Genomic DNA, 25,599 nt, shown 5'->3' on the forward strand with positions numbered 1-25,599 from the left:
CTTCCGGCCCCGTCCGTCCGCGCTTCCGGCGAACGTCAGGCGCGCCCCTCGGGGGCGGTGCGGGGCGGGGCTACCGCTTGCCCGCCTTGCGGGTGGCCCGCAGCCACTCCTTGTTCATGCCGGTGATGGAGGTGAGCGGAATGCCCTTGGGGCAGGCGGTCGCGCACTCGCCGGCCAGCGTGCACCCGCCGAAGCCCTCCTCGTCCATCTGCGCCACCATGTCAAGGACCCTGGTCTCCCGCTCGGGAGCGCCCTGCGGCAGCACATTGAGGTGGTTGATCTTCGCCGAGGTGAACAGCATCGCCGCGCCGTTGGGGCAGGCCGCGACGCACGCGCCGCAGCCGATGCACTCCGCGTGCTCGAAGGCGAGATCGGCGTCCGGCTTCGGCACGGGCGTGGCGTGCGCCTCGGGCGCGGATCCCGTGGGCGCGGTGACGTATCCGCCGGCCTGGATGATCCGGTCGAAGGCCGACCGGTCGACCACCAGGTCCTTCACGACCGGGAAGGCGGACGCCCGCCACGGTTCGACGTCGATGGTGTCGCCGTCGCTGAAGGACCGCATGTGCAGCTGGCAGGTGGTGGTGCGCTCGGGCCCGTGGGCGTCGCCGTTGATGACGAGCGAGCAGGCGCCGCAGATCCCCTCACGGCAGTCGTGGTCGAAGGCGACCGGGTCCTCGCTCTTGAGGATCAGCTCCTCGTTGAGGGTGTCGAGCATCTCCAGGAAGGACATGTCGGGTGAGATGCCGTCCACCTCGTACGTGGACATGGCGCCGTCGGCGTCGGCGTTCTTCTGCCGCCAGACGCGCAGGGTGAGCTTCATGCGTAGCTCCGCTGGGTGGGGTGGACGTACTCGAAGACCAGGTCTTCCTTGTGCAGGGTGGGGGCGGTGCCCGTGCCGGTGAACTCCCAGGCGGCGGCGTAGGCGAACTCCTGGTCCTTGCGCTCGGCCTCGCCCTCGGGGCTCTGCGACTCCTCGCGGAAGTGACCGCCGCAGGACTCGGTGCGGTGCAGCGCGTCCAGGCACATCAGCTCGGCGAGTTCGAGGTAGTCGACGATGCGGTTGGCCTTCTCCAGCGACTGGTTGAACTCCTCACCGGTGCCCGGGACCTTGATGCGCCGCCAGAACTCCTCGCGGATCTGCGGGATGCGCTCCAGCGCCTTGTGCAGTCCCGTCTCGTTGCGGGCCATGCCGCAGAACTCCCACATCAGCTCGCCGAGTTCGCGGTGGAAGGAGTCCGGGGTGCGGTCCCCGTCGACGGACAGCAGCAGGTTGAGCCGGTCCTCGGTCTCGGCCAGCACCTCCTGCACCGCCGGGTGGCCGCTGTCGACCTCGTCCTTGTGCGGGTTGCGGGCCAGGTAGTCGTTGACGGTGGCCGGGACGACGAAGTAGCCGTCGGCCAGGCCCTGCATCAGCGCCGAGGCACCGAGCCGGTTGGCGCCGTGGTCGGAGAAGTTGGCCTCGCCGATCGCGAACAGGCCCGGGATGGTGGTCTGCAGGTCGTAGTCGACCCACAGGCCGCCCATCGTGTAGTGCACGGCCGGGTAGATCCGCATCGGCACCCGGTACGGATCCTCGTCGGTGATCCGCTGGTACATGTCGAAGAGGTTGCCGTACTTGGCCTCGACCGCCCCCCGCCCCATGCGCTTGATGGCGTCGGCGAAGTCCAGGTAGACGCCCTGGCCGCCGGGGCCCACTCCCCTGCCCTCGTCGCAGACGTTCTTCGCGGCGCGGGAGGCGATGTCCCGGGGGACGAGGTTGCCGAAGGAGGGGTAGATGCGCTCCAGGTAGTAGTCGCGCTCGTCCTCGGGGATCTGCGCGGGCGGGCGGGTGTCGCCCTTGGCCTTCGGCACCCAGATCCGGCCGTCGTTGCGCAGCGACTCGCTCATCAGGGTCAGCTTGGACTGGTGGTCGCCGGTGCGCGGGATGCAGGTGGGGTGGATCTGGGTGAAGCAGGGGTTGGCGAAGTACGCGCCGCGCCGGTGCGCCCGCCAGACCGCGGTCGCGTTGGAGTTCATGGCGTTGGTCGACAGGTAGAAGACGTTGCCGTAGCCGCCGGTGGCGAGGACGACGGCGTCCGCGAAGTAGGTGTCGATCTTCCCGGTGATCAGGTCCCGGGCGACGATGCCGCGGGCCCGGCCGTCGACGACGATCAGGTCGAGCATCTCGGTGCGCGGATGCATCTCGACGTTGCCGGCGGCGATCTGCCGGGACAGGGCCTGATAGGCGCCGAGGAGGAGCTGCTGGCCCGTCTGGCCGCGGGCGTAGAAGGTGCGGGAGACCTGGACGCCGCCGAAGGAGCGGGTGTCGAGCAGGCCACCGTACTCGCGGGCGAAGGGCACGCCCTGGGCGACGCACTGGTCGATGATCTCCACCGAGATCTCGGCCAGGCGGTGCACGTTGGACTCCCGGGAGCGGAAGTCGCCGCCCTTGACGGTGTCGTAGAAGAGGCGGTGGATGGAGTCGCCGTCGTTGCGGTAGTTCTTGGCGGCGTTGATGCCGCCCTGCGCGGCGATGGAGTGGGCGCGGCGCGGGGAGTCCTGGTAGCAGAACTGGACGACGCGGTAGCCCTGTTCGGCGAGCGTGGCGCCGGCCGAGCCGCCCGCGAGCCCGGTGCCGACGACGATGACGGTCTGCTTGCGCCGGTTGGCGGGGTTGACCAGCTTCGCCTCGAAGCGGCGCTTGTCCCAGCGCTCGTGGATGGGGCCGGCCGGGGCCTTGGTGTCGGCGATCCGCCCGCCGGTCCGGTAGTCGGCGTACGAGGTCATATCAGCTCACCACTCCGGTCATGACGCCCACGGGGACGGCGATGAAACCGGCCGTGAGCAGCAGCGCGAGTACGTTGGCGGTGGTCTTCAGGGCGCGGTCGCGGGCCCTGCTGCCGACGCCGAGGGTCTGGGCGGCGCTCCAGAAGCCGTGGCGGATGTGCAGGCCGACGGCGAGCATCGCGACGATGTAGATGACGTTGCCGTACCAGGTGGAGAAGGTGTCCACGACGTTCTGGTACGGCTTTCCGGTCTCGAAGCCGCCGGAGTGCACGGTGCCGGTGGTCAGGTCGAGGATGTGCCACACGATGAACAGCGCGAGGATGATGCCGCCCCAGCGCATGGTGCGCGTGGCGTAGCTCGTCCGCGCCTTCCTGTGCACGTACTTGCCGGGGCGCGCCTTGATGTCGCGGCGGCTGAGCTGGTACGCGGAGACGGCGTGCGCGATCACGGCGACGACGAGGACGACGCGGATCAGCCACAGCGTCCACTCGTAGTGCATGAACGGTTCGCCGATGGTGCGCAGCCAGTGGGCGTAGTGGTTGAACTCGCCGGCCCCGAAGAAGATCTTCAGATTCCCGATCATGTGGACGACCAGGTACAGCAGCATGATCAGACCACTGACCGCCATCACTGTCTTCTTGCCGACGGTCGAGTCCCACACGGTGCGTGCCATGGACGGCCGTCGGTCCGTCCGCGTTGCCAGAGCCATGTCACCAGACGCTAGGGCCGGAAGGCCCCATCGGTCCAAGACATGGTGCGGCTCGATTCGATAGGGGCTGCCTATGATGAGCCCATGCAGTTCCAGCAGCTCCAGTACTTCGTGGCCGTGGCCGAGACCAGGCACTTCACCCGGGCGGCCGAGCTGGTGCATGTCGCGCAGCCGTCGCTGTCGCAGCAGATCAAGGTGCTGGAACGGGAGTTGGGGGCGGATCTGTTCCAGCGGGCGCGCGGGAACATCACGCTGACCGACGCGGGCGAGGCGCTGCTGCCGCTGGCCCGGCGGATCCTGGCGGACGCGGACACCGCGCGGCACGAGGTGCAGGAAGTGGCGCAGCTGCGGAGCGGGCGGGTGCGGCTGGGGGCCACGCCGAGCCTGTGCACCGGTCTGCTGCCGGATGTGCTGCGCGCGTTCCACGACCGGTATCCGGGTGTCCGGCTGCTGATCGAGGAGGGCGGCTCGCACGATCTGGTGCGCGAGCTGGCGCGGGGGGCGCTGGATCTCGCCCTGGTGGTGCTGCCGCTGCCGTCGCCGTCACCGGCGCTGACCACGGTGGAGCTGCTGCGGGAGGACCTGGTGGTGGTGTCGTCACCGGACGCCCCACGGCCGGGGCGGGGCCGCAGAGCCGTGCGCGTCGCCGATCTGGAGGGGGAGCGTCTTGTGATGTTCCGGCACGGCTACGACCTGCGGGAACTGACGGTGGCCGCGTGCCGGGCGGAGGGCTTCGAGCCGGAGTTCGCGGTGGAGGGCGGGGAGATGGACGCGGTACTGGGGTTCGTGCGGGCGCGGCTGGGGGTGGCCGTGGTGCCGCGGATGGTGGCGGCCCGGTCGGGGCACGGGTTGCGGGTGACGCCGCTGGCCCGGCCGGGTCTGTACCGGGCCATCGCGCTGGCCCACCGCAGCGACGTGGCTCCGCCCCGGGCGGCACGGGAGTTGCAGCGGATGCTGCTGGAACGGTGAGGTGCGGGGAGGGGGGTGGGGGTGTTTTTCGCCCCTGCCGCCCCTTCCCGTCCCGTCCCCGGGGGGCTCCCCCCCGGGCCCCCCTTTGCGCCCACGCGGCGGAGCCGCATGTGTATACAGTCCCGCGCCCCTGTGCGGCTCCCCGCGTCCCTAACCTGTCGCGTCGACCAGGGCGAGTTCGTGGAGGCGGTCCGGGGGGCCCGGGCGGGCGTAGTACCAGCCCTGGGCGGTGTCGCAGCCCAGGATGCGGAGCTGTTCGGCCTGGGCGCCCGTTTCGACGCCCTCCACGGTGACCGCGAGGTCGAGGCTGTGGGCCAGGGAGACGATCCCCTCGACGATCTTCAGGTCGACCGGGTCCGCCGGGAAGCGCTGCATGCTCTGGGTGAAGGAGCGGTCCAGTTTCAGGACACTCACCGGCAGACGGCGCAGGTTGGCGAGGTTAGAGTAGCCCGTGCCGAAGTCGTCGAGGGCGATGTCGATACCCATCTCGGCGAGCCGGCGCAACGGCTTCAGCAGGTCGTCGTCGGCCCCGATCAGCGCCGACTCGGTCACCTCCAGGCACAGGCTGTCGGGGGCCACGCCGGTGCGCTCCAGGATCTCCACCGTGTCCTGGACGAGCCCGGGGTGGGTGAGCTGGCAGGGCGAGAGATTCACGTTGATGCGCAGCGGGCCGAGCGCCTCGCCCCCGTGGCGGTCGCGCCACTCGCGGGCCTGGCGCACGGACTGCTCCAGCACCCAGCGGCCCAGCGGCACGATGAGTCCCGTGTGCTCGGCGAGCGGGATGAAACGGTCCGGCGACAGCACGCCGTGCTGCGGGTGCAGCCAGCGCACCAGCGCCTCGGCGCCCCGGACGCTCCCGTCGCCGAGGTGGACCAGCGGCTGGTACTCGATGAAGAACTCGCCCCGGTCCAGGGCCGTGGGGAGCGCCGTGGTGAGGCCGTGCCGGGTGATGGCGCGGGCGTCCGCCTCCGGGTCGGCCAGCTCGAAGCGGTTGCCGCCCGCCGACTTGGCCCGGTACATCGTGATGTCGGCGCTGCGCAGCACCTCGGCGGCGCTGCGCTCCCCCGCCGGCCCCTCGACGATGCCGATGCTGCCGCGCACGGTCAGTTCCCGGCCGTCGACGCTGATCGGGGCGAGCAGCGCGTTCATGATGCGGGCGGCGAGCTCGTCGACCGTGCGCTGGGTGTCAGGGCCGGTGGTCAGGGCCACGAACTCGTCGCCGCCGAGCCGGGCCACCATCTCGCCGGGTGCGGTGGCGCAGGCCTGGAGCCGGTCGGCGACCTCGACCAGCAGCCGGTCGCCGGCCGCGTGCCCGAGGCTGTCGTTGACGGTCTTGAAGCCGTCCAGGTCCAGGTAGCACAGCCCGAAGCGGCGGTCCTTGCCGGCGCTCAGCGCCTTTTCCAGGCGCTCGAAGAAGAACGTACGGTTGGGCAGTCCGGTGAGCGCGTCGTGCGTGGCCTCGTAGCGCAGCCGGAGGTTGAGCAGCCGCCGCTCGGTGGTGTCCTCCATGAGGGCGAGCTGGTACTGCGGTTCGCCGTCGGCGTCGCGGAGCAGGGACACCGTCAGGTTGGTCCACAGGACCGTTCCGTCCTGGCGGTAGAACGCCTTCTCCAGGTGGTAGTGCTCGCGCTCGCCGCTGACCAGCTCGTCGTAGAGCCGCCAGGTCTGCGGGGCGTCGTCGGGGTGGACCCAGTCCCTGACGTTGCGGCTGCGCAGCCCCGGCTCGGACAGGCCGAACATGCGCCGCAGCGCGTTGTTGACCTGCAGGATGTTGCCCTCCAGGTCGGCGATGCCGATGCCTATGGCGGCGCCTTCGAAGACGGCCCGGAAGCGGGCCTCGGTGTCGTGCAGCGCCTGTGCCACCACGCCCTGGGCCTCCAGCGCGGCCTGCGCGATGGCCTCCTGTTCGGCCAGCGTCCGCTCGCGCAGCGCCTGAGCGAACCCCGCGGCCATGGCGTGCTGGAGCCGGGCGCTGCGCGCCCGGAGGTCCTCGCGGTCGCCGTCCTCCCCGCAGTACAGGACGAGATAGGCGTCCACGCAGTCCAGGGTCCGGCTGAGCGCCTCGGGGTCGGTGCAGTGCGCCTCCACCAGGGCCGCCCCGGCCGCCTTGCCGGCGTCCGCGTCGAAGGACCGGGCCCGCAGCGCCTCGCTCAGCCGGCGGGCCAGCGGCAGCAGACAGGCCTCGAACTCCGGGCGGGTCGACGAGGTGGAGGTCACCGGGTAGACCGCCCGGCTCCAGATCGTCGCGAACCGGCGCAGTCTGTCCTCCGGCCCGTCCGGCTCCCCGCTCACGCCGTACGCCCCACGCCGGCGAATCCGGAGAAGGCGTAGGGATCCTCGTCCTCCGGTGCGGTGTCCGGCCGCCACTGCGACATCGGCACCAGTCCGGGTTCCACCATGTCGTACCCCTCGAAGAACCGCGCGATCTCCTCGCGCGTGCGCATGATCAGCGGGTTGCGAATGTTCTGGTACACGTCCACCGCCCCCTCGGCCCGCTCCGGCGACAGCGGGAGTCCCTCGTACGAGGCATGGGTGAGCAGGAGCATGCTGCCGGGCGCGAGGGCGTCGCGCAGTCCGGCCACCGCTCCGTACGGGTCGTCCGCGTCTTCCACGAAGTGAAGTATGGCAACGAGAAGCAGCGCCACTGGCCGATTCAGGTCGATCAGTCTGCGGACCTCGGGAGCGTTCAGGATTTCCCGGGGCTTGCGGAGGTCCGCCGCGAGGATGTCCGCCCGGTCGTTGTCCTGGAGAACCGCCTGGCTGTGCGCCACGGCCACGGGGTCGTGGTCGACGTACATCACGCGTGCGTCCGGGTCGGCCGCCTGGGCCACTTCGTGGACGTTGCCGAACGTCGGAATGCCGGAGCCGATGTCCAGGAACTGGGAAATACCCTCGGAAACGGCGAATTGCACCGCTCGCCGCATGAATGCCCGGTTCGCCTGCATGATCTTGGGGAGTCCCGGCATGAACTCCATGGCCTTGCGGGCCGCTTCCCGGTCGACCTCGAAGTTGTGCGAACCGCCCAGGTAGTAGTCGTACATCCGGGAGACGCTGGGCACCGTGATGTCGATGCTCCGGGGGGCCCAGGCGGGACGCTCCATGTATCTCTCCAAGGCGTAGGCGATCCGGTGTTCGAGCAGAGGCTACTGATCGCCCGCCAAAGGAGCGACCCCAAACGGAAATTGACCATCCGTTCCCGGTCACTGCCAGTGGCACGTGCCGCGCCGGCCCACCCCATTCCGTGACAAGAAGTGTCCGCAGGAATCCGGAGAGTTCCGACACGCGGTGAAGTGTGCGGAGAAGCGGGTGCGGAGAAATACCGGCCCTTTCCGGGTTCCCGGGCGGGCGGACGGCAAAAGGTCCGCCCCTCCGCGGGCTGCGGAGGGGCGGAACGGGCCGGCGTCATCCGGAGTGGACGACACCCTGGGGAGGTTGTTACTTCTCCGAAGCGCCGACCGGCTTGCCGTCGGGGCGTACGGCGTACCAGGTGCCGCCGACTCCCTGACCGTTGGTGTCGCCGGGGGCCTTGTCACCGGCGAAGGTGTACATGGGCCAGCAGTTGATCGTCTGCTGCTCGGCTCCGTCCGGGCGGGTGAAGGTCATGTAGCCCTTCTTCTGGATGCCCTTGGTGTCCTCGAAGTCGACCGGCGACACCGCCGGCCACTTCTCCAGGCAGGCGCCGGTGCAGTTCGACACGGGCTCGGGCCAGGCCTCGTCCTTCATGAACCGGTAGACGGTCATGCCGTTCTTGTCCACGACGATCTCGCCGAGCTTCGGGTCCTTGCGGGTGGACAGACCGGGCTGGTCGGCCGACTGCGCCTTCTTGCCCTGCGGGTTCAGCGCATACCACTTGCCGCCCACGCCCTGGCCCTTGACGTCACCGGCGTTGACGTCCTTGACGTAGCGGTAGGCGGGCCAGCCGCCGACGGTGAGCTGCTTGGTGCCGTCGCTCCGGGTGACCTCGCCGAGCAGCGACTTCTCGATGCCCTCTCCGGCCGAGGCGTCGTCGGCCGGGACGGGCGGCCAGGTCTTGGCGCAGTCGCCCTCGCAGTTGGACGCGGGCGGTTCGGCGGTGTCCTGGTCGAAGCGGTACAGGGTCAGACCGAGGTTGTCGGTCACGATCTTGCCCAGTTCGCCGTTGGTCGAGACGTTCAGCTCGCCCGCGGTGTTGCTGGAAGGGCTCGCGGCGGGCTGTCCGCCGCCCGTCTTGTCACCGCCGCCGCTGCCCGCGTTGCCGTAGTCCCCGGCCGCGGCCGTGGCACCCACGTTCTGGCTGGCAGGGGGCGGCGGGGCGTCCTGACCGCACGCCGTGGTCAGGGACAGCACCGCCGCGGCGCTCGCGACCAGTGAGGCGGTCCGCCAGGAGGTCTTCATCGTCACAACTCCACATCATCGCCAGGGTCTTGCAGCGCCCCGTGTGCCGCCGCTCGACGATGGGTACGCACGGAGGCACGCGTTGTGTTCAACCGCGGCCCGGATTTCTTTCATTAACTCCTTCGGGGCAATCACCGCGGTCCCGTGCGCAGGCGGGTGTCCGGCGACTCATGATCGTCGTCGTGCAACGTCTCGTACCGACCCAATCCCGCATCGCGGCAACCGCGTTGGCCGCGACGGCGCTGGTCTGGGCGCTCGTCGGCGCACCCGGCGCGGCGGTGGCCGACGCCTGTGCGTACGCCTCGACGGGACCGGGCGGCACGGAGGCGGTGGCGGTCGCGGGAAGCCTCACCTGGACGGATCCCCCGCCCTGCGCACCGCCTTCCCCGTCCCCGACGCCCACCCCCACGCCCTCTCCGGCCCCTTCGCCGCCGCCCCCGCCCTCACCCACGCCTTCGCCCACGCCCGAGCCGACGACGCCTCCCCCGCCGGTTCCCAGCCCGGCTCCGAAACCGCCACCGCCACCGCCGCCGCCCGCGGCCCGCCCGGCACCGCCCCCGGCGCGTCCGTCACCGGCCCCCACACCGCCGCCTCCGCCACCGCGCCCCGCGCCGTCCCCGCCGCCGGCTCCGGTGCCACCCGAGCCGAAGCCGGAGCCGGAGCCGTCCGTGGCGCCCGTGCACTATCCGCCGTACCGCGCGACCCCGGACCGGCGGCCCACCGGCGGCGCCACCTCGCCGCTCACCTTCGTGCTGCTCATCGCGACACCTGCGGTGGTCGCCATCGCCGCGCTGCGTCCGCGCTGACGCCCCGCCCTCTTTCGATCCCTTCTGGAGGCATCTCTTGCCGGAATGGCTTGTTCTCATCCTCGCGATGCTCGCCGTGTGCGCCGTCGTGGTGGTCATCACCCTCGTGCGGCACCGCAGGGCGGCCGATGACGAGGACCCCAGCGAGACCCCGGACGTCATCGAGTACATGACGATGTGGATCGGCGTGGTGTACGCCATCGTCCTGGGTCTCGCCATCGCCGGCGTCTGGGAGGGCCGCAGCGCCGCCCAGGAGCACGTACGGGCGGAGGCGGTGGCCCTGCACGAGGTCACGGAGCGGGTACGGGTCTACCCCGCCGAGGTGCGCGACCGCATCCGGGAGGATGTCAACGCCTATGTCGGACACGTCGTCACCACCGAGTGGCGGGCGATGGCCGAGGACGGCGAGGTCACCGAGCGGGGCACCGAACTGCTCGACCGGGTGCGCCGGGACGTCACCGACTACGAGCCGCGGACGGACTTCGAGGCGCAGGCCTACCAGCCGCTCGTGGACCAGGTGGCCGCCGCCGACGAGTCGCGCAGCGCGCGGGCCGAGTCGACCGGGGAGACCATGCCGGGCGTGGTGTGGTTCGGGCTCATCGCCGGTGCCGTGATCACCATCGGGATGATCTTCGCGTTGCAGATCCGGCGCACCCGCCGGGAGATGATTCTCGCCGGGCTGTTCTCCGCGCTGATCGCCTTCCTGCTCTTCCTGATCTGGGACTTCGACGCCCCGTACAGCCGGGGACTGGCCACGTCCGCGGACGCGTTCCTGCGGCTGTTCCCGCACATCAAGGGCTGAGCCCCCGGCAGAGCTCCGCCCCGGATCCGTGGGGATCCGGGGCGCGGCCTTTCGCACACGTGCGCATCGGGACCGAGGGGGACAGCGGGCTCAGATCCGCTTCTCCGCGCGGCGGCGCATCCAGAAGACACCGCTGCCGACGACCGCCGCGGCCACCAGCGCGCCGCCGATCGCCATGTCGGTCGGGGTGGCCCCGCTGGTGCTGCTGCCGCCGACGCCACCGCGGACACCGCCGATGACGGTGAAGGCGGCCGGGCGGGTCAGGCTCCTGCCGGAGCAGTGGACGGTGATGTCGTAGGAACCGGGGCGCGCGTCGTCGTTGACGGTCGCGGTGCCCTTCGAGGTGTCTTTGGCGCCGCTGATGGGCGTCAGATTGGTTCTCGGGAAGGCGTTCGAGGTCGCCGTGCCGCCGTTGGGGCAGCCGTCGACCGTGATGGTCAGCTGGCCGCCGCGGGCGATGACGCTGGGCAGGGCGACGATGTTGGACGGGTGGGGAACCCGGCCGGAGTCCGCGACGGCCGCCGGGGCGGCGAGCCCGAGGACGGCGACCGCGGCGCCCGCGGCCGCCAGGGCACGTGAGTTACGCATGTGATCCTCCGCGGGAGACGCCCCGGGGCCCGTCCCCGGTCCGATCGGCGAGAAAGCGTCTCCCGGAAAGACCCTCAGTTGCCCTGCCCGGCCCCGCATTTCGGGAATGGTCCGTACTGGTGAGGTACACCCCCCGGGGACCGCCGTGCCAGGGGATATCGCCGCAGGTCACGGACCGTCAGAAAATCTTCGTCACGTTGATCCACGGATGGCGCACCCCGCCCCGCCCGCGCCACCCGTTCGCCGCCGCCCCGTCGCCGGCCGCGCGCGCTCCGCCTAGCGTTCTCGTCATGCGCGAGTGGTACGGCGACGGCCGTGGCGAGAGGGGAGGACCGATGTCTGCTTTCGAGCCGGACGAAGCCGAATGGGAGGCTCGGCGGAAGAGGCGTTCCCCCTGGGGCGTGATAGCGCTGGTCCTGCTGACCGGCCTCGCGCTCATCCGCAACGGCTCGGGGGAATTCGACGTGGGCCCGCCGCAGCCGGCCGGGGCGGCCGCTGCCGACAGCAGGACCCCCGGCGCCGTCGTGGCCGAGGCGGTGCCGCCGCTCCCGCACGCCGTGCCGCAGCGGGTGCGGATCCCGGCGATCCAGGTGGACGCGCCGGTCATGCCGGTGGGCCTGGACACGGAGGGCTGGGTGGACGCGCCGCCGCCGCAGGACCCGAACCTGGCGGGCTGGTTCACCGGTGCCGTCTCGCCGGGCGAGAAGGGCACGGCGGTCGTCGTCGGCCATGTCGACAACGCGCAGGGGCCGGCCGTGTTCTACGGGCTCGGGGCACTGAAGAAGGGGAAGCGGGTCGAGATCGCGCGGGCGGACGGGAAGACCGCCGTGTTCGAGATCTACGGCATCGAGGTCTTCGCGAAGAACGACTTCCCAGGCGACCGGGTCTACGCCTCCAAGGGGACCGCGGAGCTGCGGGTCATCACCTGCGGCGGCGGCTTCTCCCAGCAGAACGGCTACGACGGGAACGTCGTCGCCTTCGCCCGCCTGGCCGAGGTCCGCTGAGCGGTCCCCGGCCGGGCGGGCGGGGCCGCTCAGACGTACTGCCGTCGCGGCACGGTGATGTGATACCCGGAGTCCAGCAGTTCGGGCAGATAGTCGCGCAGGGCCCGGACGCTCTGCGAGCGGTTGCCCCCGGCGTCGTGCGAGAGCACCACGACCCCGGGGGCGGCGCCGTCCTCGACCCGCTCGACGATGGTGGCGGTGCCCGGCGTGGTCCAGTCGAGGGTGTCGACGGTCCACGCCATGGGCTCCATGCCCAGTTCGGCGCCGAGCTGGAAGGCGGCGCGGTTCCAGGCGCCGTAGGGGGCGCGGAACCATTCGGGGCGTTCGCCGTAGCCCTTCTCGATGACGTCGCAGGTGCGTTCCATCTCGGAGCGGATCCGGCGGCGGCTGAGGCGGGTGAGCAGGGGGTGGCTCCAGGTGTGGTTGCCGACCACGTGGCCCTCGTCGGCCATCCGGGCCAGCAAATCCCGGTGCTCGGTGGCCATCTCGCCGCACACGAAGAACATCGCGCGTACGCCGTAGCGGGCCAGGGTGTCCAGGATGGGCGGGGTGTAGCGGGGGTCGGGCCCGTCGTCGAAGGTCAGCACCATGGTGCGGCCGCGTCCGGACACCCGCAGCAGCGGCTTCTTGCGCACCGGTGTGCTGGCGGTCGTGCGGCGGGGCGGCCCGTAGCCGGTCAGGGGCCTCAGCCGGAACTCGGAGGGGCTGAGCGGCCGGCGGGCGGCCTGGGCGCCGGCGGCGGGCGCAGCGGGGGACGCGGCACGGTTCCCGGCGCCCGGCGCGAGCGCCGCCGCGGCGACACCTGCCGCGCCCAGCGTGGCGGCGCCGGTGAACAACGCCCGCCGCCGGGTGAGCAATTGATCCTTCTGCATGACTCATCAGTCGCCCCGCGAAGGGCCGACGCATCTCAGCGACACCGCTGTGGCGGCCTGAATTCACCCGTTCGGCTCAGTACGGGGCGGTGGTGCGCCCGGGACCGCTGGGGTCGGCACCGGCGCGTGTGTCGGCTAACCTCGCAGCTGTGACGGAACAGCAGGCCCCTCGGTTCGAACGGGGTACGGACGGCCCGAAGGTGATCGTGGCCGGCGTGGACGGCTCGGACTCCTCGCTGCGGGCGGCGGCGTACGCCTCCGGCCTGGCGCGGCGTCAGGGGGCGCTGCTCGCCATCGTGTACGTGCAGCCGGTGCCGGCGGCGGCCGCGGCGCTCGGCGCGCCGGTGGCCGAGGCGACCGAGGAGATCGCCGAGGATCTGGTGGCGCAGATCCGGGAGGCGATGGAGCGGATCAAGGGCGACTCCGGGCTTCGCTGGGAGTTCCACACGTTCCGCGGCGATCCGTACACCGGGCTGGTGAAGGCCTCGGACGACCTGAAGGCGGACGCGGTGGTCGTGGGGGCCTCCGAGCAGGCGGGCCACCGGATCATCGGGTCGGTCGCGGTGCGGCTGGTGAAGGCCGGGCGCTGGCCGGTGACGGTGGTGCCGTGATTCCGGACGGGCGGGCTCACAGCGTCTTGAGGAAACCGGCGACGATCTCGTTGTAGACGTCGGGGCGTTCCATGTTCGGGTAGTGGGCGGTGTTGTCGACCGTCACCGAACGGCCGTCGGCGACGGTACGCACGAGCCGGTCCGCCATCCGCAGATGGTCGTCGGAGTCGAGCCCGCCGTGCACCGCGAGCACCGGGACGCCGATGCCGTCGATCCGCTCCCAGGTGCCGGTGACGGGCACCCTGAGGTCCGGCTCGTCCGCGGTGTGCTTGCCGATGGTGCCGAGGGCCATGGCGCGCTGCCGGTCCAGGATCCCGGGGGCGACGTCGTCGGCGGTCCGGTGCGGTCCCGGCACGAACCGCAGGAACGCCTCGAGCCAGGCGTCCACGTCCCCGGCGGCCAGCGCGGCGCCCCAGTCGGCCAGCACGGAGGTGGTCCAGGGGTCCCGGAAGTCGGGCTCGCTGGTGCCGGCCCCGGAGACGATCAGGGCCCGCACCCGACGGGGGTGCTCCAGCGCGACGTCGACCGCCGTGCCCGCGCCCATCGACAGGCCGGCCAGGACCGCGGAGCCGATGCCGAGGTGGTCGAGGAGAGCGGCGACGTCGTCGGCCGGGCGGAAGGGCCGGGTGGCGTTGGCGGAGGCGCCGTGGCCGCGGGCGTCGGGCACCACGACCCGGTGGGAGGCGGCGAGGGCGGGTACCTGGGCGTCCCACATGCGGTGGTCCAGGAAGCCGCCGTGCAACAGCACCAGGGCGGGGCCGGTGCCCCCGGTGTCGCGGTAGGCGAGGTCGCCGTCGCCGGAGGGGAGGAAACGGAGGTCCGCATCAGCACTCATGACAACCAGGGTGTCATTTTCTGCCCGAACATGGCAACCCAGGTGTCATGATGGGACGGTGAACGCCACGGAACCGCCTCTCCCGCCGGACGAACTCGGCCACCGCCTCACCGAGGTCTACGACGCGGTCGGCCCCCTGTACCGGCGCGCGCAGCGCCTGGTCGAGCAGGGGCTGGCGCCGGAGGGCATCTCCGTCGGCGTGCGGGCGGTGCTGACCCTGCTGCACCGCGGCGGGCCGATGACCGTGCCGCAGATGGGGCGCGCGCAGTCGATCAGCCGTCAGTTCGTGCAGCGGATGGTGAACGACGCGGCGGCCCGCGACCTGGTGGAGAGCGTGCCGAACCCCGCCCACCGGCGCTCCTCGCTGATCCGGCTGACCGACCGGGGGCGGTCGGTGATCACCGCGGTGCTGGACCGGGAGCACCGGATGCTGCGCGAGGTGGGCGGCGGCCTCACGGACACGGACGTGACGGCGTGTCTGCGGGTGCTCGGGGTCATGCTGACGGCCCTCGACCACGTGGACGTCGACTGACCTCCCCGGCCTACTCCCCCATCACCAGGCCGTCCTGCGCCGCGCCCCGGCTCAGCACCACCTCCCGGATCCGGTCCCGCACCGACTGCACCTCGGCGCCCCGGGCCAGCGCCTGGTTGAGGTTGACGACCCGTCCGGCGTCCACGTCGAAGAGCTGCGGGACGAACTCGGCCCGGGTCACCTCCCAGCGCCCGCCGGAGCGCTTCGGCGGGGCGAAGGTGAAGCGGGCCAGGGTGGACTGGTTGCCGCGCGGGTCGTGGACCCCGTGGTGGTTGGTCATCTCGCCGGCGATCTGGTCACCCATGCCGTAGACGACCCAGGTGCCGTTGACCTTCTCGTAGGCCTGCGGGACGTGGGCGTGGGTGCCGAGCACGAGGTCGATGTCGGGGCGGCCGTTCGTGCGGGACGCGGTGAGCGCGCGGGCCAGCTCGGTCTGCCGCTGGTCGGGGGCCTCCTGCCATTCGGTGCCCCAGTGCACGGAGACCACCACGACATCGGCTCCGGCCCGCCGGGCGGCGCGCGCGTCGGCGATGATCCGCTCCCGGTCGAGGAGGGCGACGGCCCACGGCTGGTCCGGCGGCAGCGGAAGGCCGTTGGTGTCGGTGGTGTAGGCGAGGTGGGCGACGCGCGCCGCGCCCGCGCGCAGCACGGTCGCCGTACCGGCCTCCCCCTCGCTGCGGGCGGATCCCGCATGGCGTACGCCGGCCCGGTCGAGCGCGTCGAGCGTGCGGCGGATGCCGTCCACGCCGTCGTCGAGGGTGTGGTTGGAGGCGGTGGAGCAGCCGTCGTATCCCGTCGCGGCCAGCCCCCGGGCCACTTCGGGCGGGGACTTGAAGAGGGGGTATCCGGTGTAGTCGCCGTCGGCCCCGTAGACGGTCTCCATGTGACACAGCGCCACATCGGCGGGGGCGACCACGGAGCGGATGCCGGAGAGCATCGGCCGGAAGTCGTAGCCGGTGCCGCCGGCGTCGAACCGGGCGCGTTCGATGATCGAGGTGTGGGGCAGCACGTCGCCGGAGGCGACGAGGGTGAAGCCGCGCTGCCCGGCGGCGGAAGGGGCCGGACGACCCGGTTCCGGTGGCTGGTGGTCGCGGGCCTGACAGGCGGCACCCGCGGTGAGGACGACGGTCAGGGCCAGGGCCACCTGTCGACTGCGTGTGATCATCGCTTCACCCCGCGCGGTAGTCGTATTTATGGATAAACAGGTAAGAAGCCACATCTGGCCCTGGCTTGTTCCGACACGCTCTTTAGGCCGTCCGGCGTGCGTGAACGGCCTTTCCGACCGTTCGTCGAACCGTTCGTCGACGCGATCGACCGTCCGCCGCACGCTGCTGTGCACGCCCTGTCCCCCGGGGGACGCCGTGCGCTGCCATACGGCCATGACGGCCGGAATCACACTCACGAACGGGACGACCGCCGAGCACGAGCTCGCCGCACTGCAGCGGGAGCACGGCCGGCCTCTCTTCGCGCTGCTGCTCCGGCTCTGCGACGGGGACCGGCAGCGCGCGGAGGATCTGGTCCAGGAGACGCTGGTACGCGCCTGGCAGCACCCCGAGGCCCTGCGCGCCGAGGACTTCGACTCGGTGCGGCCCTGGCTGCTCACCGTGGGCCGGCGGCTCGCGATCGACGCGCGGCGGGCCCGGCAGGCGCGTCCGCCCGAGGTCGGGGACGCGGTGCTGGAGAACGCGCGGGTGATCTCCGACCACGCCGAGCGGGCCGCCGCGGCCCTCGATGTCCGCGAGGCTGTGAAGACACTCACTCCGGAGCACCGTGAAGTCCTGGTGCTGGTGTATTTCCAGGGGGCGAGTGTGGCGGAAGCCGCGGCTGCCCTCGGAATTCCGCCCGGTACCGTGAAGTCGCGCGCGTATTACGCGCTGCGCGCCCTGCGCCGGGTGCTTCCCGGATACGCCTCCGACATGCGGTGAAACCGACTGTCGGGTCAAGCCTCCGTAAAGCGCCTTGCCGATGACCCCGGTTGAGTAATCGGCTGTCCTCATCCGTGTTCCGGACCGGGGGCCAGGGTTCGGGCGACGCGCACGCACCGGAGGAAGGCAGGAAGGGATGCTGCACAGAGGTCGAGAGAGCACGGACGGCACCGGAGACGGTGAACTGACCGTCCCCATGGCCTGGTTGTACGCCGAGTACATCGCCGACGAACTGCTGCGCAGCGGCGATCTCATGCCGCCGACGTCCTTCGAGTTCCGGGCCGGCCGGGACGCCCTGGCGCTGACCGTCTTCCTGTCCGACACCGACGGCGAGCTGTCGGGCATCCGCGTGGTCACCCAGTTGGAGAACTGGCTGTCGCTGACCGCCTACGACCAGCCGTGGCAGGAGTGGGTGCAGGGGCGGCTCGCCGATCTGTCCGCGCGGGCCGCCGCGTCGGGGCGCACTGCGCCGGACCCGGACCTGGAGCTGGCCCGGGAGGCATGGCGCTGGCTGTGCGAGACGGAACTGCTCGCACCCGACCTCAACGCGGTGCCGGGCGGCGGCGCGGTGGCCGGTGAGGACGAGGGACCCAAGGTGTGGACGCCGGCCTGGCAGCTCGGGCTGCCGCTCGGCCACCTCGCCATCCATCTCTTTTGAAACCTCTCGGGAATCCGACCAATCCGCGGGCCGCAGGGCTCCGAATCCTTTGGTCACGATTCGGCATGCGGCTTGAGTGATTCGGTCGGCTGGTGCGTACCGGTGGGAGCAAGGAGTAACCCCACCCGCACCCAACGGCACGAGGATTCGGCATGAGGTCCCTGGAAAGGCATCGCGACGTCGGCGCCTACGCGCTCGGCGTGCTGGACGAGGCGGAGGCGTTCCGCTTCGAGGACCACCTCATGGAGTGCCCGAGCTGTGCCGTCCAGGTGACCGAATTCGGCCCCGCAGCACGCCAGTTGATGCTGTACCGGAGCGCCACCCCGCGACCGGTGAACCCGGTCGCCCAGCCCAGCCCGAGGATGCTGGACCGGCTGCTGTCCCAGGTCACGGCGCGCAGGCGCGCGGGGCGCCGCCGGATGCTGCTCGCCCTGGCCGCCTCGGTGGTCCTGGCCGTGTCCGCGCCGGCGCTCGTGGTGATGACGCGGACCGGAGGCGAGAGAGCCGTGACCGTCGCGGCGACCGACGAGCGGTCCGGGGTGTGGGCGGAGGTGACCACCGAGGACCGGGAGTGGGGCAGCCTGCTGGAGCTGAAGGTCAAGGACGGCGCCGGACCGCGCGCCTGCCATCTGGTGGTGGTCGGCCGGGACGGCACCGAGGAGATGGTGACCAGCTGGAGCGTGCCGCGTCACGACGCCCGCCCCAACACGATGCCGGGCGGCTCCGCCCTGCACCCCGAGGACATCGACCGCTACGAGGTGCGCACCTCGGACGGCGAGCACCTGGTCACGCTGGAACCGCGGTGACCGCCGCGGCCCGCCGGCTCACTTCAGCAGGCGGGAGAGCCTGCGGTCGGCCAGCGGCCTGCCCCCGGTCTGGCAGGTCGGGCAGTACTGCAACGAGGAGTCGCTGAAGGAGACCTCGCGGATGGTGTCCCCGCACACCGGGCAGGCCTCGCCAGTGCGCCCGTGGACCCGCAGACCGCTCTTCTTCTCAGCCTTCAGCCGCCCGGCCGCGACGCCGCGCGAGCGCTCCACCGCCTCGGTGAGGGTGGTGCGCAGCGCCGTGTGCAGCCGGGAGGTCTCCTCCGGCGTGAGGGAACCGGCCGGTTTGTACGGGGACATGCGGGCCGCGTGCAGGATCTCGTCGCTGTAGGCGTTGCCGACCCCCGCGATCAGGCTCTGGTCCCGCAGCGCCCCCTTGAGCCGGCGCCGTTCCCCGGACAGCAGCTCCGCCAGGCGCCGCTCGTCGAAGTCGTCGGCCAGCGGGTCAGGGCCCAGCCGGGCGATGCCCGGGACATCGCCGGGGTCCGCCACCACGTACACCGCGAGCCGCTTCTGGGTGCCCGCCTCCGTCAGGTCGAAGCCGGCCCCGGTCTCCAGCGCGACGCGCAGCGCGAGCGGCCCCTTGCCGGGGCGGGGCGCCCCGCTGGGCAGGCGGTCCCTCCAGTGCAGCCAGCCCGCGCGGGCCAGATGGGTGACGAAGTACGGCCCGCCGCCGGTCCGAAGGGCGAGGAACTTGCCGTACCGGTGCACGGCGGTGACCTCGCGGCCCTCGACGGCCGTGACCGGCGGATCGTAGGTCTTCAGGACGCTGATCGCCACGGGCAGCACCCGGACGATCTCGTGGCCGGCCAGGTGCTCGGAGAGGAAGTCCTTGAGCGCCTCGACCTCGGGGAGTTCCGGCATGGGTCCAGGGTGCCACCAGTGACGGGATCGGAGGGGTCAGGCGGCATCGGCCGCCGTGCCCACCACGAACTCGCTCCATACGCACTTGCCGCCGCCGCGCGCCTCCACGCCCCAGACGTCGGTGAGCATGTCGACCAGGAACAGGCCCCGGCCGGAGACCCCCGACTCCCCCGCCTCGCGGCGGCGCGGCAGCGCGCTGGAGGAGTCCTCGACCTCCACGCGCACCCTCCGGTCCTCGCCGGTGAGCACCCTGAGCGTGACGACCGCGGTGCCCTCGGTGTGCATCAGCACGTTGGTGATCATCTCGTCGGTGACCAGTTCGATCTCGTCGGCCCGGTCCCGGGCGCCCCACGCGCTCGCCGCCGCGCGGATCATGCGCCGGGTCTCGGAGAGCGCCCTCGGGTCTCCGGGCGGGACGTGCCGCTTGAGCCGGCCGCCGGGGCGCGCGCTGTCCAGGGCGCGGCGGCGCAGCAGGAGCAGCGCCACGTCGTCCTCGCCGCCGCGTTCCTCGGCGACGTCGATGAGCCGGTCGGCGAGGTCGCGCACGTCGTCGGGGCCCACGGTGATCAGCGCGGACAGGGTGCGCATGCCGTCGTCGAGGTCGGCGCCCGGCTGTTCGACAAGGCCGTCGGTGCACAGCAGCAGGGTGTCGCCCGCGTCGAGCTCTATCGTGCCGACGGGGTAGTCGAGCCCGCCGAACTCCGCCGACAGGCCGAGCGGCAGCCCGCCGGGGACGGGGACGCGGTGGCACGAGCCGTCGGTCCGGCGCACCAGCGGGTCGATGTGCCCGGCCCGCACCACCTGGACCACGCCCGTGGACAGGTCCGCCTCGGCGTAGAGGCAGGTCGCGGAGCGGTCGGTGTCGAGCTCGTCGAGGAAGACGGAGGCGCGGGCCATCACCGTGCTCGGCGGATGGCCCTCCGCGGCGTAGGCGCGCAGCACGATGCGCAGCTGGCCCATGACGGCGGCGGCGTGCGTGTCGTGGCCCTGGACGTCGCCGATGACGGCACCGACCCTGCCCCCGGGCAGCGGGATCAGGTCGTACCAGTCGCCGCCGATGTCCCGGCCGAAGGTGCCGCCGATGGAGGCGGCCCGGTAGCGCACGGCGAGGTCGGCGCCCGGCACGCTGGGGATGGTGCGCGGCAGCATGGCCTGCTGCAGGCTCTGGGCGAGGTCCGTCTCCTGCTCGTAGAACATCGCGCGTTGCAGGCTCTGGGCGATGCTGCTGCCCAGGGCGACCAGGATGTTGCGCTCCTCGGCGGAGAAGCCGCGCCGGTCGCTGTAGAGCAGTCCCATGGCCCCGATCGGGCTGGCCTGGACGATGAGCGGCAGATAGGCGGCGGAGGTGATGTTCAGGCCGGTGATGCCCTGCCAGAGCTTCGGGTAGCGCTCGGCGAACTCTTCCGGTGACTCGATGAAGCACGGACCGAGGGTGCGTACGGCCTCGCTCATCGGGTAGGGCTCGTCGATCCGGGTGATCCGGGTGCCCTCGACGAAGCTGCCGTCGGGTCCCTCCGCGATGAGCCGGATCCGCCCGGCCTCGACCAGTCCCATCACGAGGCTGGTGGCGCCCAGATGGGTGAGTCCGTGGGTGTCCTTGAGGGCGTCGATGACCTCCCGCACCGTGCGGGCGTGGGCGAGGGCCGCGGTGGTGAGCTGGACGATGTTGGTCTGCCGGCGGCGGGCGTCCTCCTGCTCGGCCTCGGCGCGCCGGGCCTCCGTGTCGCTGAGCTCCTCGGTGGCGTCGCGGACGATGCCGATGATGCGGCGGGGCCGGCCCGTCCCGTCACGGCGGATGTAGCCCTGGGTGCGGGTCCAGCGCAGGGTGCCGTCGCGGCGGCGGACGCGGAAGTAGGTGCCGTAGTTCTCGCTGCCGTCCTTCAGCGCCCGGGAGACGACGGCGTCCACCCGCCAGGCCTCGCCGGGCGGCACGCGCTTCGCCAGGGTCCCGGGCCGGTCGTCGTACTCGTCCGGGCGCACGTCGAAGATCTCGTGCGCCTGGGCGTCCATCTGCATCACCCCGGAGTCCAGGTCCCAGTCGAAGCTGCCCATGCGGTTGAGCACCAGGATCGGGTCCGGGTGGTCCGGCCAGTCGTCCGGGAGTGGCAGGGGGCTCGCTCCCTGTTCGGACATGGGGCCACCTTGCCAGGATTCTGCCGATTCTTCGACCGCTGGAGGGGTTCCGCGCGTCTCTTCCCCAGGGGTTGCGCCCGCCACCCGGTGGTATACGGAGAGTCACAGAGGTTCCGGGTGTGACCGGGCGGAGGGAGCGGACGGCCGTGGAGTGGTTCACCGCATCCGAGTACTGGCTCGGCCGGCTGGTGTTCCAGCGGGCGCTGGCCGGGCTGTATCTCGTCGCGTTCCTGACGGCGGCCCTGCAGTTCAGGGCGCTGATCGGGGAGCGGGGCATGCTGCCGGTGCCGCGCTTCGTGGAGCGGGTGCCGTTCCGCGGGTCGCCGAGCCTGTTCCACCTGCACTACTCCGACCGGTTCTTCGCGGGGTGCGCCTGGGCGGGGTGCGCGGTGTCGGCGGCGCTGATCGCGGGTCTGGACTCGCTGCTGCCGTTGTGGGGCGGGATGCTGCTGTGGCTGGTGCCGTGGGCGCTGTATCTGTCGATCGTCAATGTCGGGCAGACCTGGTACTCGTTCGGCTGGGAGTCCCTGCTGCTGGAGGTCGGCTTCCTCGCCGTGTTCCTCGGCAACGACGAGGTGGCGCCGCCGGTCGTGGTGCTGTTCCTGCTGCGGTGGATCCTGTTCCGGGTGGAGTTCGGCGCGGGGCTGATCAAGATGCGGGGCGACGTGTGCTGGCGGAAGCTGACCTGCCTGGACCACCACCACGAGACGCAGCCGATGCCGGGTCCGCTGAGCTGGTTCTTCCACCATCTGCCGAAGCCGCTGCACCGGGTCGAGGTGGCGGCCAACCACGTCACCCAGCTGGTGGTGCCGTTCGCGCTGTTCGCCCCGCAGCCGGTCGCCACGGCGGCCGCCGCCCTGATGATCGTCACGCAGCTGTGGCTGGTGCTGTCCGGCAACTTCGCCTGGCTGAACTGGCTCACGATCGTGCTGGCCCTGCCGGTGATCGCGTTCCCCGCCGACGCGCCCGAGGTGCCCGACGCGCCGCTGTGGTACGTGGTGGTCGTCCTCGCGGTGTCCGCGTTGCTGCTCGGCCTGAGCCACCGGCCGGTCCGCAACATGATCTCCCGCCGGCAGGTGATGAACCGCTCCTTCGACCCGTTGCACCTGGTCAACACCTACGGCGCGTTCGGCAGCGTCAGCCGGGTCCGCTACGAGGTCGTCCTGGAGGGCACGGCGGACGAGGTGCCCCGTGAGGACTCCGGCTGGCGGGAGTACGAGTTCAAGGGCAAGCCGGGTGATCCGCGGCGCTGGCCGCGCCAGTTCGCGCCGTACCATCTGCGGCTCGACTGGCTGATGTGGTTCGCCGCGCTGTCGCCCGCGTGCGCCGGGCCGTGGTTCGGGGCGCTGGTGGAGCGCCTGCTGGAGAACGACCGGGACACGCTGAAGCTGCTGCGCCGCTCCCCGTTCCCGCCGGCCGCGCCGCCCCGGCACATCCGCGCCCGTCTCTTCCGCTACCGGTACACGACCTGGCGGGAACTGCGGGAGACGGGCGCGTGCTGGGAGCGGACGTATGTGCGGGAGTACCTGCCGCCGACGCGGCTGGCGGGGACGGCGGCGCACCGGCCGTAGCCACGGCCGGCTAGTGCCCGTCGCCGTGCCCGTGCGCCTGGGTCCGCGCCTCTGCGTCGATACGGCGCTTGGCGTCGGCCCAGTCGATCGGCAGCCGGTCGGCGGGCACTTCCCAGAAGGTGAACGTCGAGTGGCGCATCGTCGCGCGCACGTCGCTCATCACGCTCCTGTGCGGCTCGGTCCGGGCGTAGGTGTAAAGCGCGTCGCGGCTCTCCCACGCGGACAGCGTGTAGAAGACCTTGCCCAACGGCTTGGCCTCCAGGGAGGCGCCGAGCGCCCCGGGCGCCTTGCGGACCTGCGCCCAGGCGGCGAGCGACTTCCGGAAGAAGCGGGGGACGTCCTTCAGCGACCGGACCTCGAAGCGGGAGGCCATGACGAAGGCCCGGGTGTCGGGGCGGGCCGGGTTCGGCGTGATCCAGGGAAGAGTAGGCACGGCAGTCTCGCCTCCATCGTTGCGAGGGCTATTGGGGAGTGGCACTATCCATCTTAGACAGTGACACTACCCAATAGCCAGAGGAAAGCGGGGAAGCGCGTGCGCATCTCGGAACTCAGCCGCCGCAGCGGGGTGCCCAACGCGACGGTCAAGTACTACCTGCGGGAAGGGCTGCTGCCGCCCGGCCGGGCCACCGCTGCGACCCAGGCCGAGTACGACGAGACCCACCTGCGGCGGCTGCGGCTGATCCGCGCGCTCATCGGTGTGCGCGGTCTGTCCGTGGCGGCGGCGAGACAGGTCCTGGACGCCATGACCGAGCACCGGGGCGACGTCCATGAGATGCTCGGCATCGCCTTCGGCATCCGGCCGCCCGGCGCCGGGTCACCGGACACGGCCGGGGAGGAGACCGCCCCGGAGGCAGCCGCCCTGGTCGACGCGATGGGCTGGTCGGTCTCCGGGGCCAACCCGGCCCGGCGGACCATCGACGAGACGCTGCGCACCCTGCGCTCACTGGACATCGACTACGACTGGCGGGCCCTGCTCCCCCACGCCGAACTCGCGGAGCGCACGGCCCGGCACGACCTGGACCGGATCGAGGCGATCACGGACCCGCTGGAGAAGGCCGAGCAGGCGGTGCTCCTGACCTTCCTGCTGGAACCGGCGCTGATGGCCCTGCGCCGGCTGGCGCAGGAGAACGAGTCGACGGCCCGCCACGGCGGCGCCGGACCCGGCCGGGAGCCCGGTGCGGATCTTGCCGGGCCCGCCTCGGAGGGCCTAGGGTCGGCCGGGTGACTGCCGGGTCGGCCGTAGGCCATGCACGAAGGGTGTTCCCGGCCTCGCCGTGAGGCCGGTGCGGGGCGCTCCCCCGCCCGCGCGGGACCGGGCCCCGGCCCGTGGCCCGCCGCTTCTCTCCGCGTTCCGTTCCCGCCGCGCGCGACCGCGCGCGGATCCACCCCGGAAAACGAAACCGGAGAATCGTCCCGCCATGCCCGAAGCACAGCACATCGAGCTCAACCACACCGTCGTTCACGCGCGCGACCGCCAGGTCTCCGCCGGGTTCCTCGCCGGGATCCTGGGGCTGGAGGTCGGCGCCCCGTTCGGCCCGTTCCTCCCGGTCGACCTGGGCAACGGCGTGACCCTCGACTACTACGAGAAGCGCGACGAGCCGATCCAGTCCCAGCACTACGCCTTCCTGGTGCCGGAGGAGGGGTTCGACGCCATGATCGCGCGCCTGGAGGCCGCCGGGGTCACCTACTACGCGGACCCCGGTCATACGGAGCCGGGCCGGGTCAACGGTCTGTTCGGCGGACGCGGCGCCTACTTCGACGACCCGGACGGCCACAACATGGAGATCATGACCCGGCCCTACGCACGGCCCTGAGCAGTGCCCGGCTCCGTCACAGCGCCCTGTACATGATGTGCAGTCCGACCGGGCCGTGCCGGGGGTGGTCGAACGCCTCGGGCACCGTCCCGAGGATGGTGAAACCGAGTGAAGTCCACAGTTTCACCGCGGGGTTGGTCTCGACGACGGCGTTGAACACCATGCCCCGGTAGCCGGCCTTCCGCGCCTCGGCCAGGACGTGCTCGGCGAGCAGGCGGCCCACGCCCCGGCCGGCGTGATCGGGGTCGACCATGAATCCGGCGTTGGCGATGTGCGCGGCGGGGCCGCCGTAGTTGGGGGTGACATAGGCCGAGCCGACCACGGCTCCGGCGTCGTCCTCCACGACGTACACCTGCTTCGGCGGACCCGTCCACAGGGCCCGGGCGGCCTCCTCGGAGGCGCCCGGGTCCCAGGCGTAGGTCTCGCCCGCGGCGACGATGCGGTGCCAGAACGGCCAGATGCGCGGCCAGTCGCCGGAGACCGCTTCCCTGATCAGCATGGGGCGAGTCTGGCACGCCCGCGAACCGGCGGGGCGCGGGGCCTGCGTCAGTCGACGCTGGGCAGGATGTGCGGTTCGGCGAGGTCGTCCTCGTAGCCCGCCAGACGGATCGGGGCCGAGCGGGCCCACACGTCGAGACTGCCGAGCTCCCCGGGACGGCGGCGGGAACGCTCCGTGCGTTCCTCGGGGCGCTGTTCGCTTTGCGTCTGTTCCGGTGTCACCGCGCACTCCTTATGTGTCGGTCACCCTGGGGACGTGCTGCGTCGGGCCCTGTGCCTGGCGTCTGACGTCCGCTCGGGTCTGAGTCGAATGCCGTTCGGACGCGGTGGCGCCGGTAACTCGGGTGAGAGCAGGCCGTGATGAACCGGCTTGTCCCAGACGGACCGTGGGTGCGGGTAGGACCCTGGGTGCTGTCCGTCCGACTCAGATTAACCAAATGAGCG

27 protein-coding genes are annotated in these 25,599 nt (G+C 71.8%); 12 read left to right on the forward strand and 15 right to left on the reverse strand.

Annotated elements, in window-relative coordinates; genetic code table 11:
- Positions 1–70: 70 nt before the first annotated feature.
- Genes AC5L3C_RS02460 through AC5L3C_RS02470 form a run of 3 tightly spaced genes read right to left on the reverse strand, consistent with a single transcriptional unit; the run spans position 71 to position 3,439 of the window.
- Positions 71–820, reverse strand: coding sequence for a succinate dehydrogenase/fumarate reductase iron-sulfur subunit (locus AC5L3C_RS02460; protein ID WP_493646585.1), 750 nt, complete (start codon positions 818–820; stop codon positions 71–73).
- On the reverse strand, positions 817–2,766 hold the full coding sequence (locus tag AC5L3C_RS02465; RefSeq protein WP_493646586.1) for a fumarate reductase/succinate dehydrogenase flavoprotein subunit: 1,950 nt from the start codon (positions 2,764–2,766) through the stop codon (positions 817–819). Before AC5L3C_RS02465 ends, AC5L3C_RS02460 begins: the two co-directional genes overlap by 4 nt.
- 1 nt (position 2,767) lies before the next feature.
- Positions 2,768–3,439, reverse strand: coding sequence for a succinate dehydrogenase (locus AC5L3C_RS02470; protein ID WP_493653717.1), 672 nt, complete (start codon positions 3,437–3,439; stop codon positions 2,768–2,770).
- Positions 3,440–3,559: 120 nt separating this feature from the next.
- Between AC5L3C_RS02470 and AC5L3C_RS02475 the strand changes: the two genes are divergently transcribed.
- Complete coding sequence (locus tag AC5L3C_RS02475) at positions 3,560–4,444, forward strand: LysR family transcriptional regulator (protein ID WP_493646587.1); 885 nt, start codon at positions 3,560–3,562, stop codon at positions 4,442–4,444.
- 150 nt (positions 4,445–4,594) lie between these two features.
- Here the strand turns inward: AC5L3C_RS02475 and AC5L3C_RS02480 are convergent, their stop codons facing one another.
- From AC5L3C_RS02480 to AC5L3C_RS02490, 3 genes are all read right to left on the reverse strand, one after another.
- A complete protein-coding gene (locus AC5L3C_RS02480) occupies positions 4,595–6,736 on the reverse strand; it encodes a putative bifunctional diguanylate cyclase/phosphodiesterase (protein WP_493646588.1) in 2,142 nt (713 codons plus the stop codon).
- Positions 6,733–7,545, reverse strand: a complete 813-nt coding sequence (locus tag AC5L3C_RS02485) for an SAM-dependent methyltransferase (RefSeq protein ID WP_125502108.1) — start codon at positions 7,543–7,545, stop codon at positions 6,733–6,735. The genes AC5L3C_RS02480 and AC5L3C_RS02485 overlap by 4 nt, the downstream gene beginning before the upstream one ends.
- A 334-nt stretch (positions 7,546–7,879) precedes the next feature.
- The gene (locus tag AC5L3C_RS02490) at positions 7,880–8,818 is read right to left on the reverse strand and encodes an SCO0930 family lipoprotein (protein WP_125502110.1); all 939 of its coding nucleotides are present in this window, start codon (positions 8,816–8,818) and stop codon (positions 7,880–7,882) included.
- A 668-nt stretch (positions 8,819–9,486) separates the two neighbouring features.
- Between AC5L3C_RS02490 and AC5L3C_RS02495 the strand changes: the two genes are divergently transcribed.
- On the forward strand, positions 9,487–9,624 hold the full coding sequence (locus tag AC5L3C_RS02495) for a hypothetical protein (RefSeq protein WP_164555546.1): 138 nt from the start codon (positions 9,487–9,489) through the stop codon (positions 9,622–9,624).
- 37 nt (positions 9,625–9,661) lie between these two features.
- Entirely contained in the window at positions 9,662–10,426 is a 765-nt protein-coding gene (locus AC5L3C_RS02500) for a bestrophin-like domain (protein ID WP_125502112.1), read from the forward strand.
- A gap of 90 nt (positions 10,427–10,516) precedes the next feature.
- Here the strand turns inward: AC5L3C_RS02500 and AC5L3C_RS02505 are convergent, their stop codons facing one another.
- Positions 10,517–11,014 (reverse strand): hypothetical protein, encoded by a 498-nt coding sequence (locus AC5L3C_RS02505; protein WP_493646589.1) that lies wholly within the window; start codon positions 11,012–11,014, stop codon positions 10,517–10,519.
- A 335-nt stretch (positions 11,015–11,349) separates the two neighbouring features.
- Here AC5L3C_RS02505 and AC5L3C_RS02510 point away from each other — a divergent pair, with 335 nt between their 5' ends.
- The gene (locus tag AC5L3C_RS02510; protein ID WP_493646590.1) at positions 11,350–12,018 is read left to right on the forward strand and encodes a class F sortase; all 669 of its coding nucleotides are present in this window, start codon (positions 11,350–11,352) and stop codon (positions 12,016–12,018) included.
- A gap of 29 nt (positions 12,019–12,047) precedes the next feature.
- Here AC5L3C_RS02510 and AC5L3C_RS02515 read toward each other — a convergent pair whose 3' ends face one another.
- Positions 12,048–12,890, reverse strand: coding sequence for a polysaccharide deacetylase family protein (locus AC5L3C_RS02515; RefSeq protein WP_493646591.1), 843 nt, complete (start codon positions 12,888–12,890; stop codon positions 12,048–12,050).
- 149 nt (positions 12,891–13,039) lie between these two features.
- On the opposite strand from AC5L3C_RS02515, the gene AC5L3C_RS02520 reads away from it, so the two are divergent.
- The gene (locus AC5L3C_RS02520; protein ID WP_493646592.1) at positions 13,040–13,501 is read left to right on the forward strand and encodes a universal stress protein; all 462 of its coding nucleotides are present in this window, start codon (positions 13,040–13,042) and stop codon (positions 13,499–13,501) included.
- Positions 13,502–13,517: 16 nt separating this feature from the next.
- On the opposite strand, the gene AC5L3C_RS02525 is transcribed toward AC5L3C_RS02520, so the two are convergent.
- Positions 13,518–14,336, reverse strand: coding sequence for an alpha/beta fold hydrolase (locus AC5L3C_RS02525; protein ID WP_493646593.1), 819 nt, complete (start codon positions 14,334–14,336; stop codon positions 13,518–13,520).
- A 58-nt stretch (positions 14,337–14,394) separates the two neighbouring features.
- Here AC5L3C_RS02525 and AC5L3C_RS02530 point away from each other — a divergent pair, with 58 nt between their 5' ends.
- Positions 14,395–14,868, forward strand: a complete 474-nt coding sequence (locus AC5L3C_RS02530) for a MarR family winged helix-turn-helix transcriptional regulator (protein ID WP_493646594.1) — start codon at positions 14,395–14,397, stop codon at positions 14,866–14,868.
- A 10-nt stretch (positions 14,869–14,878) separates the two neighbouring features.
- Here AC5L3C_RS02530 and AC5L3C_RS02535 read toward each other — a convergent pair whose 3' ends face one another.
- Complete coding sequence (locus tag AC5L3C_RS02535; RefSeq protein WP_493646595.1) at positions 14,879–16,033, reverse strand: CapA family protein; 1,155 nt, start codon at positions 16,031–16,033, stop codon at positions 14,879–14,881.
- 214 nt (positions 16,034–16,247) lie between these two features.
- On the opposite strand from AC5L3C_RS02535, the gene AC5L3C_RS02540 reads away from it, so the two are divergent.
- The 3 genes from AC5L3C_RS02540 to AC5L3C_RS02550 all read left to right on the forward strand — a co-directional run bounded on the left by AC5L3C_RS02540 (position 16,248) and on the right by AC5L3C_RS02550 (position 18,257).
- The gene (locus AC5L3C_RS02540) at positions 16,248–16,793 is read left to right on the forward strand and encodes a sigma-70 family RNA polymerase sigma factor (protein ID WP_125502126.1); all 546 of its coding nucleotides are present in this window, start codon (positions 16,248–16,250) and stop codon (positions 16,791–16,793) included.
- Positions 16,794–16,929: 136 nt separating this feature from the next.
- On the forward strand, positions 16,930–17,451 hold the full coding sequence (locus AC5L3C_RS02545) for a hypothetical protein (protein ID WP_493646596.1): 522 nt from the start codon (positions 16,930–16,932) through the stop codon (positions 17,449–17,451).
- A gap of 152 nt (positions 17,452–17,603) precedes the next feature.
- Complete coding sequence (locus AC5L3C_RS02550) at positions 17,604–18,257, forward strand: zf-HC2 domain-containing protein (RefSeq protein WP_493646597.1); 654 nt, start codon at positions 17,604–17,606, stop codon at positions 18,255–18,257.
- An 18-nt stretch (positions 18,258–18,275) separates the two neighbouring features.
- On the opposite strand, the gene AC5L3C_RS02555 is transcribed toward AC5L3C_RS02550, so the two are convergent.
- On the reverse strand, positions 18,276–19,139 hold the full coding sequence (locus tag AC5L3C_RS02555; RefSeq protein ID WP_493646598.1) for an Fpg/Nei family DNA glycosylase: 864 nt from the start codon (positions 19,137–19,139) through the stop codon (positions 18,276–18,278).
- A gap of 36 nt (positions 19,140–19,175) precedes the next feature.
- Positions 19,176–21,272: a SpoIIE family protein phosphatase gene (locus AC5L3C_RS02560; protein ID WP_493646599.1), complete on the reverse strand. Its 2,097-nt coding sequence runs from the start codon at positions 21,270–21,272 to the stop codon at positions 19,176–19,178.
- 146 nt (positions 21,273–21,418) lie between these two features.
- On the opposite strand from AC5L3C_RS02560, the gene AC5L3C_RS02565 reads away from it, so the two are divergent.
- Positions 21,419–22,843, forward strand: coding sequence for a lipase maturation factor family protein (locus AC5L3C_RS02565; RefSeq protein ID WP_493653718.1), 1,425 nt, complete (start codon positions 21,419–21,421; stop codon positions 22,841–22,843).
- Between the two features lie 10 nt (positions 22,844–22,853).
- On the opposite strand, the gene AC5L3C_RS02570 is transcribed toward AC5L3C_RS02565, so the two are convergent.
- On the reverse strand, positions 22,854–23,276 hold the full coding sequence (locus AC5L3C_RS02570; protein ID WP_493646600.1) for a DUF3291 domain-containing protein: 423 nt from the start codon (positions 23,274–23,276) through the stop codon (positions 22,854–22,856).
- A gap of 99 nt (positions 23,277–23,375) precedes the next feature.
- On the opposite strand from AC5L3C_RS02570, the gene AC5L3C_RS02575 reads away from it, so the two are divergent.
- Together AC5L3C_RS02575 and AC5L3C_RS02580 are read left to right on the forward strand one after the other, a co-directional pair.
- Positions 23,376–24,068, forward strand: coding sequence for a MerR family transcriptional regulator (locus AC5L3C_RS02575; RefSeq protein WP_493646601.1), 693 nt, complete (start codon positions 23,376–23,378; stop codon positions 24,066–24,068).
- 193 nt (positions 24,069–24,261) lie between these two features.
- Positions 24,262–24,657 carry a VOC family protein gene (locus AC5L3C_RS02580; protein ID WP_493646602.1) on the forward strand — a complete coding sequence of 132 codons (396 nt, stop codon included), beginning with the start codon at positions 24,262–24,264 and terminating at the stop codon, positions 24,655–24,657.
- Between the two features lie 16 nt (positions 24,658–24,673).
- Here the strand turns inward: AC5L3C_RS02580 and AC5L3C_RS02585 are convergent, their stop codons facing one another.
- A complete protein-coding gene (locus AC5L3C_RS02585; protein WP_493646603.1) occupies positions 24,674–25,156 on the reverse strand; it encodes a GNAT family N-acetyltransferase in 483 nt (160 codons plus the stop codon).
- A 47-nt stretch (positions 25,157–25,203) separates the two neighbouring features.
- Complete coding sequence (locus AC5L3C_RS02590; protein WP_493646604.1) at positions 25,204–25,377, reverse strand: hypothetical protein; 174 nt, start codon at positions 25,375–25,377, stop codon at positions 25,204–25,206.
- Positions 25,378–25,599 lie beyond the last annotated feature (222 nt).

The organism is Streptomyces speibonae, from assembly GCF_984686075.1.

Coding starts and splice junctions, on each gene's coding strand:
- AC5L3C_RS02460 (WP_493646585.1), bottom strand. CDS start 820: ATGAAGCTCACCCTGCGCGTCTGGCGGCAGAAGAACGCCGACGCCGAC.
- AC5L3C_RS02465 (WP_493646586.1), bottom strand. CDS start 2,766: ATGACCTCGTACGCCGACTACCGGACCGGCGGGCGGATCGCCGACACC.
- AC5L3C_RS02470 (WP_493653717.1), bottom strand. CDS start 3,439: ATGGCACGCACCGTGTGGGACTCGACCGTCGGCAAGAAGACAGTGATG.
- AC5L3C_RS02475 (WP_493646587.1), top strand. CDS start 3,560: ATGCAGTTCCAGCAGCTCCAGTACTTCGTGGCCGTGGCCGAGACCAGG.
- AC5L3C_RS02485 (WP_125502108.1), bottom strand. CDS start 7,545: ATGGAGCGTCCCGCCTGGGCCCCCCGGAGCATCGACATCACGGTGCCC.
- AC5L3C_RS02490 (WP_125502110.1), bottom strand. CDS start 8,818: ATGAAGACCTCCTGGCGGACCGCCTCACTGGTCGCGAGCGCCGCGGCG.
- AC5L3C_RS02505 (WP_493646589.1), bottom strand. CDS start 11,014: ATGCGTAACTCACGTGCCCTGGCGGCCGCGGGCGCCGCGGTCGCCGTC.
- AC5L3C_RS02510 (WP_493646590.1), top strand. CDS start 11,350: ATGTCTGCTTTCGAGCCGGACGAAGCCGAATGGGAGGCTCGGCGGAAG.
- AC5L3C_RS02515 (WP_493646591.1), bottom strand. CDS start 12,890: ATGCAGAAGGATCAATTGCTCACCCGGCGGCGGGCGTTGTTCACCGGC.
- AC5L3C_RS02525 (WP_493646593.1), bottom strand. CDS start 14,336: ATGAGTGCTGATGCGGACCTCCGTTTCCTCCCCTCCGGCGACGGCGAC.
- AC5L3C_RS02535 (WP_493646595.1), bottom strand. CDS start 16,033: ATGATCACACGCAGTCGACAGGTGGCCCTGGCCCTGACCGTCGTCCTC.
- AC5L3C_RS02540 (WP_125502126.1), top strand. CDS start 16,248: ATGACGGCCGGAATCACACTCACGAACGGGACGACCGCCGAGCACGAG.
- AC5L3C_RS02545 (WP_493646596.1), top strand. CDS start 16,930: ATGCTGCACAGAGGTCGAGAGAGCACGGACGGCACCGGAGACGGTGAA.
- AC5L3C_RS02550 (WP_493646597.1), top strand. CDS start 17,604: ATGAGGTCCCTGGAAAGGCATCGCGACGTCGGCGCCTACGCGCTCGGC.
- AC5L3C_RS02555 (WP_493646598.1), bottom strand. CDS start 19,139: ATGCCGGAACTCCCCGAGGTCGAGGCGCTCAAGGACTTCCTCTCCGAG.
- AC5L3C_RS02560 (WP_493646599.1), bottom strand. CDS start 21,272: ATGTCCGAACAGGGAGCGAGCCCCCTGCCACTCCCGGACGACTGGCCG.
- AC5L3C_RS02580 (WP_493646602.1), top strand. CDS start 24,262: ATGCCCGAAGCACAGCACATCGAGCTCAACCACACCGTCGTTCACGCG.
- AC5L3C_RS02585 (WP_493646603.1), bottom strand. CDS start 25,156: ATGCTGATCAGGGAAGCGGTCTCCGGCGACTGGCCGCGCATCTGGCCG.